The sequence below is a fragment of the Belnapia sp. AC561 genome, assembly GCF_979252845.1.
In genome coordinates this window covers 51,347-65,518 of the sequence record NZ_CEEDBP010000016.1, presented here as the reverse complement: position 1 = coordinate 65,518, position 14,172 = coordinate 51,347, and the positions used below count along the sequence as shown (strand labels likewise).

The 14,172-nt window shown below is 69.6% G+C and carries 13 protein-coding genes; 4 read left to right on the top strand and 9 right to left on the bottom strand.

Annotation, left to right across the window (positions count from 1 at the left end; genetic code table 11):
* Nucleotides 1–64: 64 nt before the first annotated feature.
* Nucleotides 65–1,066: a VOC family protein gene (locus AC0IW9_RS14915; protein WP_471649059.1), complete on the top strand. Its 1,002-nt coding sequence runs from the start codon at nt 65–67 to the stop codon at nt 1,064–1,066.
* 79 nt (nt 1,067–1,145) lie between these two features.
* Here the strand turns inward: AC0IW9_RS14915 and AC0IW9_RS14910 are convergent, their stop codons facing one another.
* Nucleotides 1,146–1,730, bottom strand: a complete 585-nt coding sequence (locus tag AC0IW9_RS14910) for a class I SAM-dependent methyltransferase (protein WP_471649058.1) — start codon at nt 1,728–1,730, stop codon at nt 1,146–1,148.
* A 15-nt stretch (nt 1,731–1,745) separates the two neighbouring features.
* Complete coding sequence (locus tag AC0IW9_RS14905; RefSeq protein ID WP_471649057.1) at nt 1,746–3,254, bottom strand: M81 family metallopeptidase; 1,509 nt, start codon at nt 3,252–3,254, stop codon at nt 1,746–1,748.
* 74 nt (nt 3,255–3,328) lie between these two features.
* On the opposite strand from AC0IW9_RS14905, the gene AC0IW9_RS14900 reads away from it, so the two are divergent.
* Complete coding sequence (locus tag AC0IW9_RS14900; protein WP_471649056.1) at nt 3,329–4,960, top strand: gamma-glutamyltransferase family protein; 1,632 nt, start codon at nt 3,329–3,331, stop codon at nt 4,958–4,960.
* A 36-nt stretch (nt 4,961–4,996) separates the two neighbouring features.
* Here the strand turns inward: AC0IW9_RS14900 and AC0IW9_RS14895 are convergent, their stop codons facing one another.
* The 6 genes from AC0IW9_RS14895 to AC0IW9_RS14870 are packed head-to-tail and all read right to left on the bottom strand — an operon-like array spanning nt 4,997 to nt 11,592.
* A complete protein-coding gene (locus AC0IW9_RS14895) occupies nt 4,997–6,091 on the bottom strand; it encodes an alpha-hydroxy acid oxidase (RefSeq protein ID WP_471649055.1) in 1,095 nt (364 codons plus the stop codon).
* Between the two features lie 4 nt (nt 6,092–6,095).
* On the bottom strand, nt 6,096–6,968 hold the full coding sequence (locus AC0IW9_RS14890) for an isocitrate lyase/PEP mutase family protein (protein WP_471649054.1): 873 nt from the start codon (nt 6,966–6,968) through the stop codon (nt 6,096–6,098).
* A gap of 4 nt (nt 6,969–6,972) precedes the next feature.
* Complete coding sequence (locus AC0IW9_RS14885; RefSeq protein WP_471649053.1) at nt 6,973–8,124, bottom strand: Gfo/Idh/MocA family protein; 1,152 nt, start codon at nt 8,122–8,124, stop codon at nt 6,973–6,975.
* A 20-nt stretch (nt 8,125–8,144) separates the two neighbouring features.
* Nucleotides 8,145–9,377 carry an amidohydrolase family protein gene (locus AC0IW9_RS14880; protein WP_471649052.1) on the bottom strand — a complete coding sequence of 411 codons (1,233 nt, stop codon included), beginning with the start codon at nt 9,375–9,377 and terminating at the stop codon, nt 8,145–8,147.
* Nucleotides 9,374–10,690: a histidinol dehydrogenase gene (gene hisD / locus AC0IW9_RS14875; RefSeq protein WP_471649051.1), complete on the bottom strand. Its 1,317-nt coding sequence runs from the start codon at nt 10,688–10,690 to the stop codon at nt 9,374–9,376. The genes AC0IW9_RS14880 and hisD overlap by 4 nt, the downstream gene beginning before the upstream one ends.
* Before the next feature lie 14 nt (nt 10,691–10,704).
* Entirely contained in the window at nt 10,705–11,592 is an 888-nt protein-coding gene (locus tag AC0IW9_RS14870; protein ID WP_471649050.1) for an SDR family NAD(P)-dependent oxidoreductase, read from the bottom strand.
* Between AC0IW9_RS14870 and AC0IW9_RS14865 the strand changes: the two genes are divergently transcribed.
* The gene (locus tag AC0IW9_RS14865) at nt 11,591–12,574 is read left to right on the top strand and encodes a TRAP transporter substrate-binding protein (protein ID WP_471649049.1); all 984 of its coding nucleotides are present in this window, start codon (nt 11,591–11,593) and stop codon (nt 12,572–12,574) included. The genes AC0IW9_RS14870 and AC0IW9_RS14865 overlap by 2 nt on opposite strands.
* A 44-nt stretch (nt 12,575–12,618) precedes the next feature.
* Complete coding sequence (locus tag AC0IW9_RS14860) at nt 12,619–13,356, top strand: SDR family NAD(P)-dependent oxidoreductase (protein WP_471649048.1); 738 nt, start codon at nt 12,619–12,621, stop codon at nt 13,354–13,356.
* Between the two features lie 3 nt (nt 13,357–13,359).
* On the opposite strand, the gene AC0IW9_RS14855 is transcribed toward AC0IW9_RS14860, so the two are convergent.
* Nucleotides 13,360–14,109: a tyrosine-protein phosphatase gene (locus AC0IW9_RS14855; protein WP_471649047.1), complete on the bottom strand. Its 750-nt coding sequence runs from the start codon at nt 14,107–14,109 to the stop codon at nt 13,360–13,362.
* Between the last annotated feature and the right edge of the window lie 63 nt (nt 14,110–14,172).

Here is a 14,172-nt window from a genome sequence, read left to right as displayed (position 1 = left end):
AGCCCGTTCCGCTGGCCGGGGGGAAAAGTCTAGCATCCGCCCCCAAAGCGATGGGAGCAGTGCCATGTCCATCCAGGCCTTGGGCTATGTCGGGATCGAGGCCACCAGCCCGGAGGATTGGGCCGGCTTCGGCACCCGCCTGCTCGGACTGCAACTGGCCGAGCGCAGCGCCGCCCAACTCGTCTTCCGCATGGACGACCGCAGGCAGCGCCTGGTGGTGACGCCGGGCGCGCGGGACGGGGCAGGATTCTTCGGCTGGGAAGTCGCGGATGCGGCGGCCCTGCAATCCCTGGCGGCACGGCTGGAGGAGGCCGGCGTCGGGGTCGCCTGGGGCAATGCTGGGCTGGCGGCGCAGCGCCGCGTGGCGGATTTGATTGTAACCCAGGACCGGGCCGGCAACCGGCTGGAGATCGTGCATGGCGCCGAGCGTACCGACGCGCCCTTCGCACCCGGCCGCTGCCTCAGCGGCTTCCGCACTGGCGCGCTGGGCCTGGGCCATGCCGTGCTGATGGTCGAGCAAGTCGCGCCGATGCTGGCCTTCTACCGCGATCTGCTGGGCTTCCGGGTTTCCGATTACGTCACCAACCCATTCACCGGCTATTTCCTGCACGTGAATGCACGGCACCACTCGCTGGCCCTGATCGAGACCGGCACGGCCGGGCTGCACCATCTGATGGTCGAGCTGTTCAACCTCGACGACGTCGGCCAGGGCTACGACCTGGCGCAGCTGGAGGAAGGCCGCGTCGCCACCACGCTGGGGCGGCATACGAACGACTTCATGACCAGCTTCTACGCCCGCACCCCGGGCGGCTTCATGGTCGAATACGGCTGGGGCGGCCGCACCGTGGATGTCGGCCGCTGGCAGCCGGTGGAGATGACCTCGGGCCCGAGCCTCTGGGGGCATGAGCGCAATTGGGGCCCGCCGGAGATGCGGGCCGAGGCACAGCGGCTGAAGCTGCAGGCGGCGGCGCATGGGGAACGCGCCCCGGTGCAGGTGCTGCCGGGCAACCATACCCTCATGCAGGGCGAATGCGCCTGGTGGGACCGGCTCCGGGCGGCGGAGTGATGCCCAGGCGAATGAGCGAGACCGGGCTTGGCGGGGGCGGTCTCACGGGAAGTCGTGCATCACGCGAAGAAGCAACAGCCTAGTCCGGGCGTGTGAAGGCCAGCCGGGTCCAGGTGATGCCGGGTCGGGTCTCGGCCTGATCCTCCAGCAGCAGGGTCAGGCCGAGGCCGGCCGCGGCGGCGAGATCCATCGTCTCCGGCGCGCGGACGTCGAACATACGGCGGCCGGGCGGGACTGGTCCATGCCGCAGGGTCATCGCCAGGCTGCCGCCAGGGGCGACCAGCGCAGCGACGCGGGGCATGGCCCTGGCGCGCTGGATGGCGTCCAGATGCATCCAGACGGCGGTGAGCAGCACCAGGGCGAAGCTGCCGGTGACGGCGGCAAGCTCCGGCAGGCTGTCGTCCAGCCAGGTGATGGCCGGGGATGGGTGCAGCAGCGCCGCCTGGATCCGCAGCTCGGCGGTCGGCTCCACCGCGACGACGCTATGGCCGAGCGCCGCCAGGGCGGCGGCGTCCCGGCCGGTGCCGGCGCCGATATCCAGCACGCGGGCAGGCACGGCGGGCACCAAGTGCAGGATACGGCGATGCACTGTGGCGAAGTCCAGCGCCTCATACTGCCGGAGCAGCGCCGGCGCCTCGTTCGCATAGCCTTCGGTACCGCTCATGCCTGGCCTCGGCTGTCAGGTCGTCGGGCCATTGGCGCCGGGGTCGAGCGGGTAGATCGGCCGCCGCACGTTCCGGAACTTCAGCTGGCTGTAGTCCGATGTGCAGACACCGATGCCGGCGCATTCGACGATCTCGCGCGCCAGCGGACCGAGCGCGGCTCGCCAATGTACCCGGCTCTTGATCGCCAGGTAGCGCTTGTCGCGCGGCTCGATGCCGAGGATGCGGAACATGTCGGGCGAGACGGGCTCGATCTGCCGGGTCACCAGCACGATCTCGACGGCGCCGGTATCGAGCACGACGGTCGGGCCCATGTAGACCTTGAGCCCCGGCGAGAGCCCCGTCTTGGTGACGAAGGTTCCGGCCGAGATGGTCTTCACCAGGCCGGTCACGCTCAGCGGCTTCGAGGATTGCGGCAGCGCCGGCATCGGCAGCTTGCCGCCGAGCGCCAGGGTGACGGTGGCGCCGATGCCCGCGGCTTGGCAGGCGGCGACCGCCTCCGGGTCGCAGATGCCGAAGAAGGCGACATCGGTCAGGCCCTGGCGGAGGATCTCGGCCAGGGTCTCGGTCGTGTCCATGGTGCCGCCGGAGGCGCAGTTGTCGTAGTGGTCGAGCAGGACCACCGGCAGTTCCGCCCTGGTTGCGCCGGCCGCCTTGGCCCGGGCGACGCTGTCGGCCAGCGGTTCCGGCATGAAGGTGAAGTCCTGCCGGGCCTTCCAGGCGAAGTCGATCAACTCGGCCACCATCGCCTGGGCCGCGGCCGGGTCGTCGTCGGTGGTGACAACGGCGGAGAGGCCGGCGTATTCGATGTCGGCATGCGGGAAGCCGACATAGAGGCTTGCGGCCAGCGCCCGGCCGCTGGCTTCCCAGCCGGCGCATAGTGCCTGCAGCTCGCGGTTCGGGAAGGCATGGGTGCCCTGGGCCATGACATGCGGCAGCATCGGCGCCCGGGCCCAGGCAGTGGCGGGCTTCACCTCCCCGGCCAAGACCCGCAGCAGGATGCGGGCGGCGCGCTCGCCGGTCTCGGCCTGATCGATATGGGGATAGGTGTGGTAGCCGCAGGTGACGACCGGGCCTTCGACCATGGCCGCATGGACATTGGCGTGCATGTCATAGGCGATGGCGATGGGCGTGGTGCCGTCGATGGCGCGGATGCGGCGGACCAGCTCGCCCTCGCCGTCGTCGAAGCCTTCGGCGACCATGGCGCCATGCAGGTCGAGCAGGATGCCGTCGTAGCCGCCGGCGGCAACCGCCGCGCAGATGCTGTCGCAGAAGCCTTCATAGGCCGTGGCCTCGACCTTGCCGCTGGGCGGGGCATGGGCGGCGATGGACATGGTGACCTCGGCGCCGGCTTCCTCCGCCACCTTCAGGAAGCCGCCCAGGCAGGTGCCGGTATTGCGGTAGAAGTCGATCGCCGCCTGGCCTTCCAACAGCGTGCCGCCGGTACGGCAGAAGCGCTCCCGCGGGGTCGGCACCGGGGAGAATGTATTGGTCTCATGCGAGAGGGCGGCAAGCAGCAGGCGCATGATGGACTCTCCCGGGGGTATTGCGGGCGGCATGGTGCCGGCGCGAAGCTGCCTCGCCAAGAGGAGACGCGCCCATGCCCCGCCCCGCCCGCCGCCTGCCCGTCCCGCGCGCCATGATCGTCGCCCCGCAGCCCGAGGCGGTGGAGGCCGGGGCGGCGATGCTGGCGGCCGGCGGCAATGCGCTGGATGCCACGCTGGCCTGCGCCCTGACCCAGGGCGTGGTGGATCCGATGATGTGCGGCATCGGCGGCATCGCAACCCTGCAGGTCTTCGATCCGGCGACGGGCACGCATCTCGTCCTCAATGGGCTCGGCACCTGCCCCGGCGCGGCGCGGGAGGAGATGTGGGCCGCGGATTTCGAGGGCGAATGTGCCGATGGCTTCGGCTATCGGGTGAAGGGCTACGTGAACGAGCGCGGCCCGCTGGCGGTGACGGTGCCGGGGGCGCTGCGGGTCTTCGCCGATGCGCATGCGCGGCTCGGGCGGAAGCCTTGGGCAGCACTATTCGATGCGGCCATCGGTTTCGCCGAGGAGGGCTGGATCATCCGGCCGCATGTGAACGCCATGTTCACCATGGATGAGCGGCCCTACGGTCGGCTCAGCTATGTCGAGAAGCTGGGATATACCGAGGAAGGCCGGGCGCTCTACCTGCGGCCGGACGGCACGCCGAAGCGCCTCGGCGAGATGGTGCGCAACCCGGCGCTCGCGGCCACCCTGCGCGGCCTGGGCCGCGACGGGGCCGAGGATTTCTACACCGGCGGGCTGGCGCGGCGGATCGTCGCGGACATGGAAGCCAAGGGCGGGTTGCTGTCGCTGGCTGACCTCGCCGGCTTCCGCGCGGTGGCGAGCGCGCCGCTGCAGGTTCCCTATCGCGGCTTCACCGTGGCACTGCCGGAACCGCCGGCCGGCGGCGTGGTGGTGGGCGAGATGCTGCGGATCCTGGAGCGTTTCGACCTGGTCGCGCTGGGCCACAACACGCCCGCCTATATCGCGGTGGTGGCAGAGGCGATGAAGCTGGCCGGACTCGACAAAGAGGCGCATGTCGGCGACCCCGCCTTCCGCAAGGTGCCGGTCGGGATGCTGCTCTCGGATGCCTATGCCGATGCGCTGGCGGCGCGCATCCGGGCCGGCGAGCGCGCTTCCCTGGTGCGGGCCGTCAGCGATGCGCCGAATACCACGCATATCTCCTGCACCGATGCGGATGGGATGGTCGTCTCGATGACGCATACGCTGGCGGTGCCCTCCGGCGTCATCCCGCCGGGGACCGGCTTCATGCTGAACGGGGCGATGAACTGGATGGATCCGCGGCCGGGCCGGGCGGGCTCCATCGCCCCGGGCAAACGGCGCTACTCCTCGATGAGCCCCACCATCGTGCTGGAAGGGACGCGGCCGGTCGCGACGCTCGGCGCACCGGGCGGGGCCTGGATCACCGTCGCGGTCATGCAGGTGCTGCTGAACCTGCTGGATTGGGGGATGGGTATGCAGGAAGCGGTGAGCGCGCCGCGCTTCTCGGCAACGAGCGAGACGGTGGATCTTTCGAACCGTATCCCCCGTGAGGTGGAGAAGGCACTGCAGGCGGAGGGCCATGCGACGAAGCGCAGCTACCAGAGCTACGCCTTCGCCGGCGTGCATGGGATTTCGCTGTGGGACGGCGTGCCGGAGGGCGGCGCCGATCCGCAGCGGGATGGGTATGCGGCGGGGGTATAAGAGGGGTTGGGGGAAGGTACTCCCCCAACCTTGCCTTCACCGATACCCGGGATCGCTTAGATTGGTCAGCGGGAAGCTGCTGTGCACATGCGGCTGGACCACCGGCGCGACCGGGTGCAGGTAGCTGCCATCCAGCTGCCCGAAGCTGGTGACGCCGAGCAGGCCCAGCACCTCATGCACCTCGGTCTCCAGCAGCTTGAACATCTGCGCCACGCCGGCCTCGCCGGCTGCGGCCAGGGCATAGCAGTACATGCGGCCCAATCCGACCAGTTCGGCGCCGAGGATGACCGCCTTGACGATGTCCGAGCCACGGACGAAGCCGCCATCGACCCAGACCTTGGCGCGGCCCTCGACCGCCTTCACCACCTCCGGCAGCACCGCGATGGAGCCGCGTCCGTGGTCGAGCTGCCGCCCGCCATGGTTCGAAACATAGACGATCTCGACGCCATGCTCGACCGCCATCGCCGCGTCCTCCGCGGTGGCGATGCCCTTGAGCGCGACGGGGATGTCGTACTTGTCCTTGAAGCGCTTGATCTCGTCCCAGTTCAGCGCCGCCTGGAAATGCTGGCCGGTGGCGCGGGCGCGCCAGGGCTTGACGAAGCGCTTGGCGATGTCGCGCTCGCGCCGGCTGTAGATGGCGGTATCGACGGTGAAGCAGAAGGCGTCGTAGCCGTTGTCGATCGCGCGCTTGGCGACCTCGTCGATCCAGGCGCTGTCGCCGCGGACATAGAGCTGGAAGACCTTGGGCCCCTTCCCTGCTGCGGCCATCGGCTCGAGCCCCGGCATGGAGACGGACGAGACCATGATCGGCACGCCGAACTCGGCCGCGGCCCGCGCGGCGGGGGCGCCACCCTCGGGATCGAAATTCTCGAGCCCGCCCACGGGGGCGAGCATGATCGGTAGGGTGATTGGCTTGCCGAGGAAGCGGCCGGACAGGTCGATGTTCGAGACGTCGCGCAACACGCGCGGCCGGAAGGCGAGGCTGTCGATGGCGGCGCGGTTGCGCATCATCGTCGTCTCGGTCTCGGTCGCGCCGACCAGGTAGTCCCAGTTGCCCGGGCTCAGGCGGCCTTTCGCTTCCTTGACGAATTCATGCAGCGTCTGGAAGGGGCTTTCGGCTTCGTTGGACATGGCTTCACTTCCCTTCGAGGTAGTCTTTGGTCCAGCGCTTATAGTCGCCTTCGCGGGTGATGCGGCCCATCAGCCCACCGGTCGGCAGACCAGGCAGCCCCGATGGCTGCACCCCGTCGCGCAGCGCCTTCAAGGTGGCATAGACCGCCGCCTGCGCCGCCATGATCGGCTGATGGCCCTGCAGCGCGACGCGGACGCCACGGGCGGCGAGGTAGGTCTTGTCGTTGATCTCGGTACCCTCAACACCGCCGACGATGATCGGCAGGGTGGCGACCGCCGAGACGGCATCCAGCTCGGCGCGGGTCTTGATGCCGGTGTAGAATAGCGCATCGGCGCCGCTGGCGGTATAGGCTCGGGTGCGGGCGACCGCATCCTCGATGCCATTCACCGAGACGACGCCGCTGCGGGCAACGATGCAGAAGGAGGGATCGTCGCGCGCGGCCAGCGCGGCGCGGACCTTGCCCATGCCTTCCTCAATCGAGATCAGCGTCACCTTGCCATCGCCATGGGGCCGCGGCAGCACGGTGTCCTCCAGGGTCATGGCGGCGACACCGGAATTCTCCATCTCCTCGCAGGTGCGCATGGCGTTCAGCGCATTGCCGTAGCCGTGGTCGGCATCGACCAGCACCGGCAGGGTCTTTACCGCGCGGCAGATGCGCCGCGCCTGCTCGGCGAATTCGGACAGGGTCAGGACGATGAGATCCGGTGCGCCGAGCACGGTGAGCGAGGCGGTGGACCCCGCATACATGCCGACTTCGAAGCCGATCTCCTCGGCGATGCGGGCCGACATCGGATCGAAGACCGAGCCGGGATGGACGCAGACGGGGCCTTCGAGGACCTTGCGGAACCGCAGCCGGCGGTCGGTGACGCTATTCACGGGATCATCCCTCCAGGGCGGGCAGGTCGACCCAGCGCCGCGCGTTATGGCTTTCGTGGCAGGCCTCGATGAGTTGCAGCCCGCGTGCCGCCTGCGCCAGCGAGGCCGTATTCGGCGCATCCTCGACGATATGGCGCAGGTACAGCTCCCAGGCTTGGCGGTAGCTGTTCTTGAAGGGGACCATGTCGGGCACCTCCGCCCATTGGCTGCGGAATTCCATGGTCTGCGGCGCCTGCACCGGGAAGACCGGCTTCGGCGTATTGGCGAGCGACTGCGTCCAGCACTGCTGCAGGGTGGCGACGGCGGAGCCCTGGGTGCCCTCGGCGGTCACCACCAGCATGTCGTCGCGGCGGATGCGCGTCGCCCAGCTGGAGAAGATCTCCCCGACCACGCCGCCGGGGAATTCGAGGATGGCGCGCGCCTCGTCCTCGACATCCACGTCATAGGGCCGGTGCTGCTCGTCCCAGCGCTTCGGCTGCGCGGTGCGCATGTGGCAGGTGAGCGCGGTCGGCGCGCCGAACAGGTGGTCGATGACGTAGCGCCAGTGCGGGAACATATCGAGCACCAGCCCGCCACCCGTCGATTTCTTATAGTTCCAGGAGGTGCGCTGCGCCGGGATATGCTCCCCGTCGAAGACCCACCAGCCGAATTCCAGCTTCATCGACAGCAGCTTGCCGAGGCTGCCGAGGTTCAGCACGGTCTTCAGCTTGGCCAGGCCCGGCAGGTGGATCTTGTCCTGCATGACGGCGTGCTTGCGGCCGGCCGCCTCGGCATCGGCGCGCAGGGTGACCACTTCGGCCAGTGTCTCGGCGACCGGCTTTTCCAGATAGATATGCTTGCCGGCGGCCAGCGCCCGGCGCGCCAGCTCGGGCCGCCCGCCGCCGAAGGCACATTCGAAGAAGAGCTCGTCCTCCGGGTTGGCTAGCGCCGCATCGAGGTCCGTCGTCCAGCGGGTAACGCCGAGGCGCTTGGCCAGCGCCTCCAGCTTGTCCGCGGTGCGGCCGACCAGGATGGGGTCGGGCATCAGCCGGTCGCCATTGGCCAGCGGCAGCCCGCCCTCCGCGCGGATGGGCAGCAGGCTGTTCATCAGGTGCTGCGTGGTGCCGATGCGGCTGGTGGCACCATGCATGATGATGCCGATGCGGCGCGTGGCCATGTTCTTGCGAGTCCCCTGCCCTATTGCGGCCTGTGTAGCACCACCGGCGTCCGCGTGAAGGTCCGGCGGCCGCGCTTGAAGCCCATCAGCGTCGGCGCGATTTCGCGGATGGCCGCCACCGGATCGGGCGCATCGACCACGATCAGGTCGGCCGGATTGCCGACTGCGATGCCGTAGTCGGACTTGCGCAGCAACTTGGCGGAGTTGCTGGTGAACATGCCCCAGGTATCGCGCAGCGCATCCGGCATCGCCTGCTGCACCACATTGGCATAGAGATTGGCCATGCGGATGAGCTGGCCGTCACCCATCGGGGTGAAGGCATTGAGGATATTGTTCGAGGAGATCGAGCAGGTGACGCCCAGCCGGTGCAGCCGATTGGCATCGGCGACGCTGCGCTCCACCCGATGGTCCTTGTCGCGGCCGCCGAGGTAGAGGTCGGTCGAGGGCAGCACCGTCAGCGCCACGCCAGTATCGGCCATGCGCTTGGCCATCGCGTCCAGCTCCAGCAGCGGCATGACCGAAAGCTTGGTCAGATGCCCGCAGGCAACGCGGCCGCCCCAGCCGTATTGCTCCGTCAGGTCGCAGACCAGGCGCGTGTCGAGATGCGCGGCCGAGGAGCCGCTGTCGACATGCATGTCGATGTCAGCGTCGTATTCCCGCGCCAGCTCGAAGACCCGACGGATCTGCCCGGCCGGATCGCTGTCGTAGCTCGGCGCGGCGCCAACGACGCGGGCGCCATTGCGGAGGGCCACCACCATCAGCTCATCGGTGCCCGGGTTGTTCAACAGGCCTTCCTGCGGCATCACGCAGATCTCGATGTCGATGGCCCATTTGTAGGCCTCGACCAGTGCCTTGACCCCCTCGAAGCCGCGGAGGCCGACCAGCGGGTCCACCTCGACATGGGTCCGCATGGTGGTGGCGCCGTGGCTGATGCATTTCTGCAGGGTGCGGCTGGCGCGGTCGGTCACGTCCTCGACCGAGAAGGTGGACTTGATGGCGCTGGTCCGCTCCATCGCCCGGTGCGGGAAGCGGCCGGTTTCGCAGGCGCAGCGGTCGATGGTGCAGGTCTTGTCGAGGTGGATATGCGTCTCGACGAAACCGGGGGAGACCAGCCGGCCGCCGCAATCCACCACCTCGGCGGCCTCGCCCTCGAGGTTCGGCACCAGTGCCGCGATCAGCCCGCCGGCGATGCCGATATCGGTCGCCATGCCATCCGGCAGCCGCGCGTTGCGGAGGATAAGGTCGAAGCTCATCGGATCTTCTCCGCCGCCGTCGCATAGGGGATGTTGCGGCCACCGTAGCGGCGCACCCGGACATTGGCCTGCTCGGCATGACCGGCGAAGCCTTCCAGCATGCAGAGGCGGGAGCAGACCTCGCCGATGCCGGCACTGGCCGCATCCGTCAGCACCCGCTGGTAGGTCACGGTCTTGAGGAACTTGCCGACCCAGAGCCCGCCTGTGTAGCGCGCCGCACCCTGGGTCGGCAGGGTGTGGTTGGTGCCGATGACCTTGTCGCCGAAGGAGACATTGGTGCGCGGGCCGAGGAAGAGCGCGCCGTAATTGGTCATCTTCTGCAGGAAGAGGTCATCGTTCCGCGTCATCACCTGCACATGCTCCGAGGCGATGCGGTCGGCCTCGGCCACCATCTCCTCCAGGCTGTCGCAGACGATCACCTCGCCGTAGTCGTGCCAGGACTGGCGCGCGACCTCGGCGGTGGGGAGGATGGTCAGCAGCCGCTCGATCTCGGCCATGGTCTCCCGCGCCAGCTTCTCCGAATCCGTCAGCAGGATGGCGGGCGAGGTCGGGCCGTGCTCCGCCTGGCCGAGCAGGTCGGTCGCGCAGATCTCGGCATCCACCGTCTCGTCGGCGATGACCAGGGTCTCGGTCGGCCCGGCAAACAGGTCGATGCCGACCCGGCCATAGAGCTGCCGCTTGGCCTCGGCGACGAAGGCATTGCCGGGGCCGACCAGCATGTCCACGCTGGCGATGCTCTCGGTCCCGAGCGCCATGGCACCCACCGCCTGCACGCCGCCGAGGCAGTAGATCACGTCCGCGCCCGCGAGGTGCTGCGCTGCGACGATCGCCGGCGCCGGCTTGCCGTGGTAGGGCGGCGCGCAGGTGACGATGCGTGGCACGCCGGCGACCTTGGCCGTCACCACCGACATATGCGCCGAAGCCAGCAGCGGATACTTGCCGCCCGGCACGTAGCAGCCGACCGAGTTGACGGGGATGTTCTTGTGCCCGAGCACCACGCCGGGCAGCGTCTCGACCTCGATATCCTTCAGCGCCGCGCGCTGATGCTCGGCGAAATTGCGGACCTGCGCCTGGGCGAAGCGGATGTCCTCGAGGTCCTGGCCGGTCAGTTCATCGAGGCAGGCTTTGATCTCGGCATCGGTCAGCCGGTAGTCGGCGCGGTCCCAGCCATCGAACTTCACCGAATACTCGCGTACCGCCGCATCGCCGCGCTTGGCGATATCCGCCAGCAGGCCCTCGACGATGCCGCGGACCTTGGTATCCGCATCGGCCTTGTCGGCGGCGGAGATGCTTGTCTTCAACCAGCGTGCCATGGAATCGCAGTCCTTTATTCGGCGGTCCAGCCGCCGTCGACGAGCAGGGCGGAGCCCGTCATCAGGGAAGAGGCATCGGAAGCGAGGAAGACCACCGGGCCCATCAGCTCCTCCACCTGGCCGACGCGGCCGAGCTTGAGCTTGGAGAGGACCCAGTCGCGGAATTCCGGCTTCTCGAAGAAGGGCCGGGTCAGCGGCGTCTCGATGAAGGTCGGGCCGATGGTATTGGCACGGATGCCCAAGGGGGCGAGCTCGATCGCCATCACCTTGGTCCAGCCTTCCATGGCGAATTTGCTGGCGCAGTAGACGCTGCGGTTCGGCCCGCCGACATGGCCCATCTGGGAGGAGATGTTGATGATGGAGCCGCGCACGCCTTCTGCGGCCATGCGCCGGGCGACGGCCTGGGCGGCGAAGAAGCAGCCGCGCAGGTTCAGTCCCAGCACCGCGTCGAAATCATCCTCGGCCACGTCGAGGAACGGGGCATGCCGGGCTGAGCCGGCATTGTTGACGAAGGCGTGGTAGGCCGGGCGGGCCTCGATGGCGGCGCGCACCCCGGCGACATCGGCGATATCCAGCACCAGCGTATCCGCCGCCCCGCCGGCGGCGCGGATCGCCTCGGCCGCCGCCTCGATCTCGGCGGCGGTGCGGGACAGCAGGGTGACGGCGGCGCCCGCCCCCGCCAGGGCAGTCGCGGCCGCCAGGCCGATGCCCCGGCCGGCGCCGCTGACCAGGGCACGGCGGCCATCGAGGCGGAAGCTGGGGGCGCTGGGTAGGGTCAGGGACATGGGCGGCAGACTACAAGCCCGGGCGCTGCGGTCCAGGGGGTTGCCACCCGCCGGTCCGGGCCAGAAGATGCCGTAACGACCGCGGGACGGCACCGCGGCGACCGGAGGGGACCCCATGAATCGCCTGCTCACCGCGCTGACCGGCGCGGCCTTCGCCATGCTCGCCTCCGGTGCCGAAGCCCAGACCCGGTGGGTGATGGCCACGCCCTATGCCGAGCAGAACTACCACACCCGCAATGTCCGAACTTTCCTGGCTGAGGTGGAGCAGGCGACCCAGGGCAAGCTCGTCGTCCAGGCGCATCACAACGGCAGCCTGCTGCCGCTGCCGCAGATCAAGCGCGGGGTGCAGACCGGCCAGATCCAGCTCGGCGAGGTGCTGCTCTCGATCCACGGCAACGAGGACCCCTTCTTCGAGGCCGACAGCGTGCCCTTCCTGGCCGATACCTGGCAGGCGACGGCGGCGTTGGCCCTGGCGACCGAGCCCTTCATCCGGGCGCGGCTGGAACGCCAGGGACTGACCCTGCTCTCCATGGTCCCCTGGCCGAGCCAGGGCTTCTATACCCGGACGCCGCTGACCGCATTGACCGAGCTGCGCGGCACCCGGTTCCGGTCCTACAATACCCTGACCACCCGCTTCGCCGAGCTGCTGGGCGCCCAGCCGGTGACGGTGCAGGTGCCGGATATTCCCCAGGCCTTCGCCACCAACCTGGTGAACGTGCTCTTCACCGCGGCGCAGACCGGCGTCGATACCAGCGCCTGGGATTTCAGCCGGCATTTCCTCGACGTCGGCGGCATGCGGGCGAAAAATGCCATCTTCGCCAATAGCCGGGCCCTGGCGGCACTGGAGCCCGGCATGCGGGCGGCGCTGGTGGCGGCGGCGAAACAGGCGGAGATCCGCGGCGCCGAGATGGCACGCGCCGCCGAGACCGAAGCGACGGAGCGGCTGCGCAGCCATGGCATGACGGTCGCCGCGGCGCCGCCGGAGATGCAGGCCCAGCTCCGCGAGATCGGGGCGAAGCAGACCCAGGAATGGCTGGCCCGCGCCGGCCAGGATGGCGGGCAGATGCTGGAACGCTATCGCGCCCTCGTCAGCCGCTGAGACCATCCGCATACTGCACCGCAGCAACGGTGACGGAGGCGGGGATGGTCGGCTTGGTGACGGGCGCGCAGCAGGGAATCGGGCGCGCCTGCGCGATCGGCCTCGCCGCGGCGGGGCATGACGTGGTGGTGCATTGGCTGGACGACCGGGCCGCCGCCGAGGCGGTGGCCGAAGCCGTGCGCGCGAAGGGCCGCCGGGCCGCCCTGATCCAGGGCGATGTCGGCACCGGCGCCGCCGCCTGCGCCGCGCTGGTGGAGGCGACGCTCGCCGCCTTCGGCCGCATCGACGTGCTGGTGAACAACGCCGGCATCTTCCCCCGCGCCGATTTCCTGGCGATGACCGAGGCGGAATGGGACCAGGTGCTCTCGGTCAACCTGAAGGGCAGCGCCTTCTGCGCCCAGGCCGCGGCGCGGGCCATGGTGGCGGCGGGGATCAAGGGGGCGATCGTGAACCTCAGCTCCTCCGCGGTGCGCGGCACGCCGGTCGGCGTCCACTACAGCGCGACCAAGAACGGCGTGGTCGGCATCACCCGCTCGATGGCCCTGGCGCTCGCGCCGCACGGCATCCGGGTGAATGCCATTGCCCCCGGCCTGACCGACACCGCCCAGCCCCGCTACGGCAACAGCGATGCCGAGGTCCGCGCCATGGGCGAGGCCCTGCCGCTCGGCCGCCTCGGCCGGCCGGAGGATATCGCCGACATGGCGGTCTTCCTGGCCTCGGACCAGGCGAGCTGGATTACCGGGCAGGTCTATCACGTCAACGGCGGCGGCTACATGCCCTAGCGGCTACTCGAGCAGCAGGTCCCGCAGCTGGTCGAGGCGGGCGGCATCGAGGCCGAGGCCGCGCTCCAGCAGCAGCGGCATCGAGCCGCCATGCGCGGCCTCGGCGGCCTCCAGCGCGGCCTCCAGCAGGGCGGGATGGGTGCCGTAGAGCGCATCGGCCAGCGGCTTCGGCGTCTCCGGCGGCAGGGCGAAGTCCCGCTGCCAGAGCCGGTCGGTGGCGACGTAGTCCTCCAGGACCGTCTGCCGCGTGGCGCCCAGCGCCGAGAGCACCAGCGCCGCGCCAAGGCCGGTGCGGTCCTTGCCGGCGGAGCAATGGAACAGCAGCGCATGCCGCGCCGGGTCCAGCAGCAGCTCGAACAACCCGCGATAGGCGCCGATGAAGTGGGTACCGTAGTCGAGGTAAGCGGTCCGCAGCAGGGCGACCACATCCTCCCCGGTCGATTGCTCCCGCCGCATCAGGTCGCGCAGCGACGCGCCGACAGTCGGCTCGATCGGCAGCGAGACCCGCTCGGCCCCCCCCGGCAGGCGGGAGGGGTTCTGCGCTGCCTCCGCCACCCCGCGCAGGTCGCAGACCGTCCGCAGCCGCAGGGCGGCAATGGTGGCGACGTCCTGCGGGGTCAGCGCCGCCAGGGTCGCAGAGCGGTAGAGGATGCCGCGCCGCACCCGGCGGCCATCGGCCACCAGCCAGCCGCCCAGGTCGCGCAGGTTGGAAGCGCCTTCGAGCGGCACGGCATACGGCAGGTCGAGAGTCACGGATGGGCACTCCTTGGGGGGCGACGGGTTGACGCCGGGCAATTCCGCTGCGGACAATCGCCC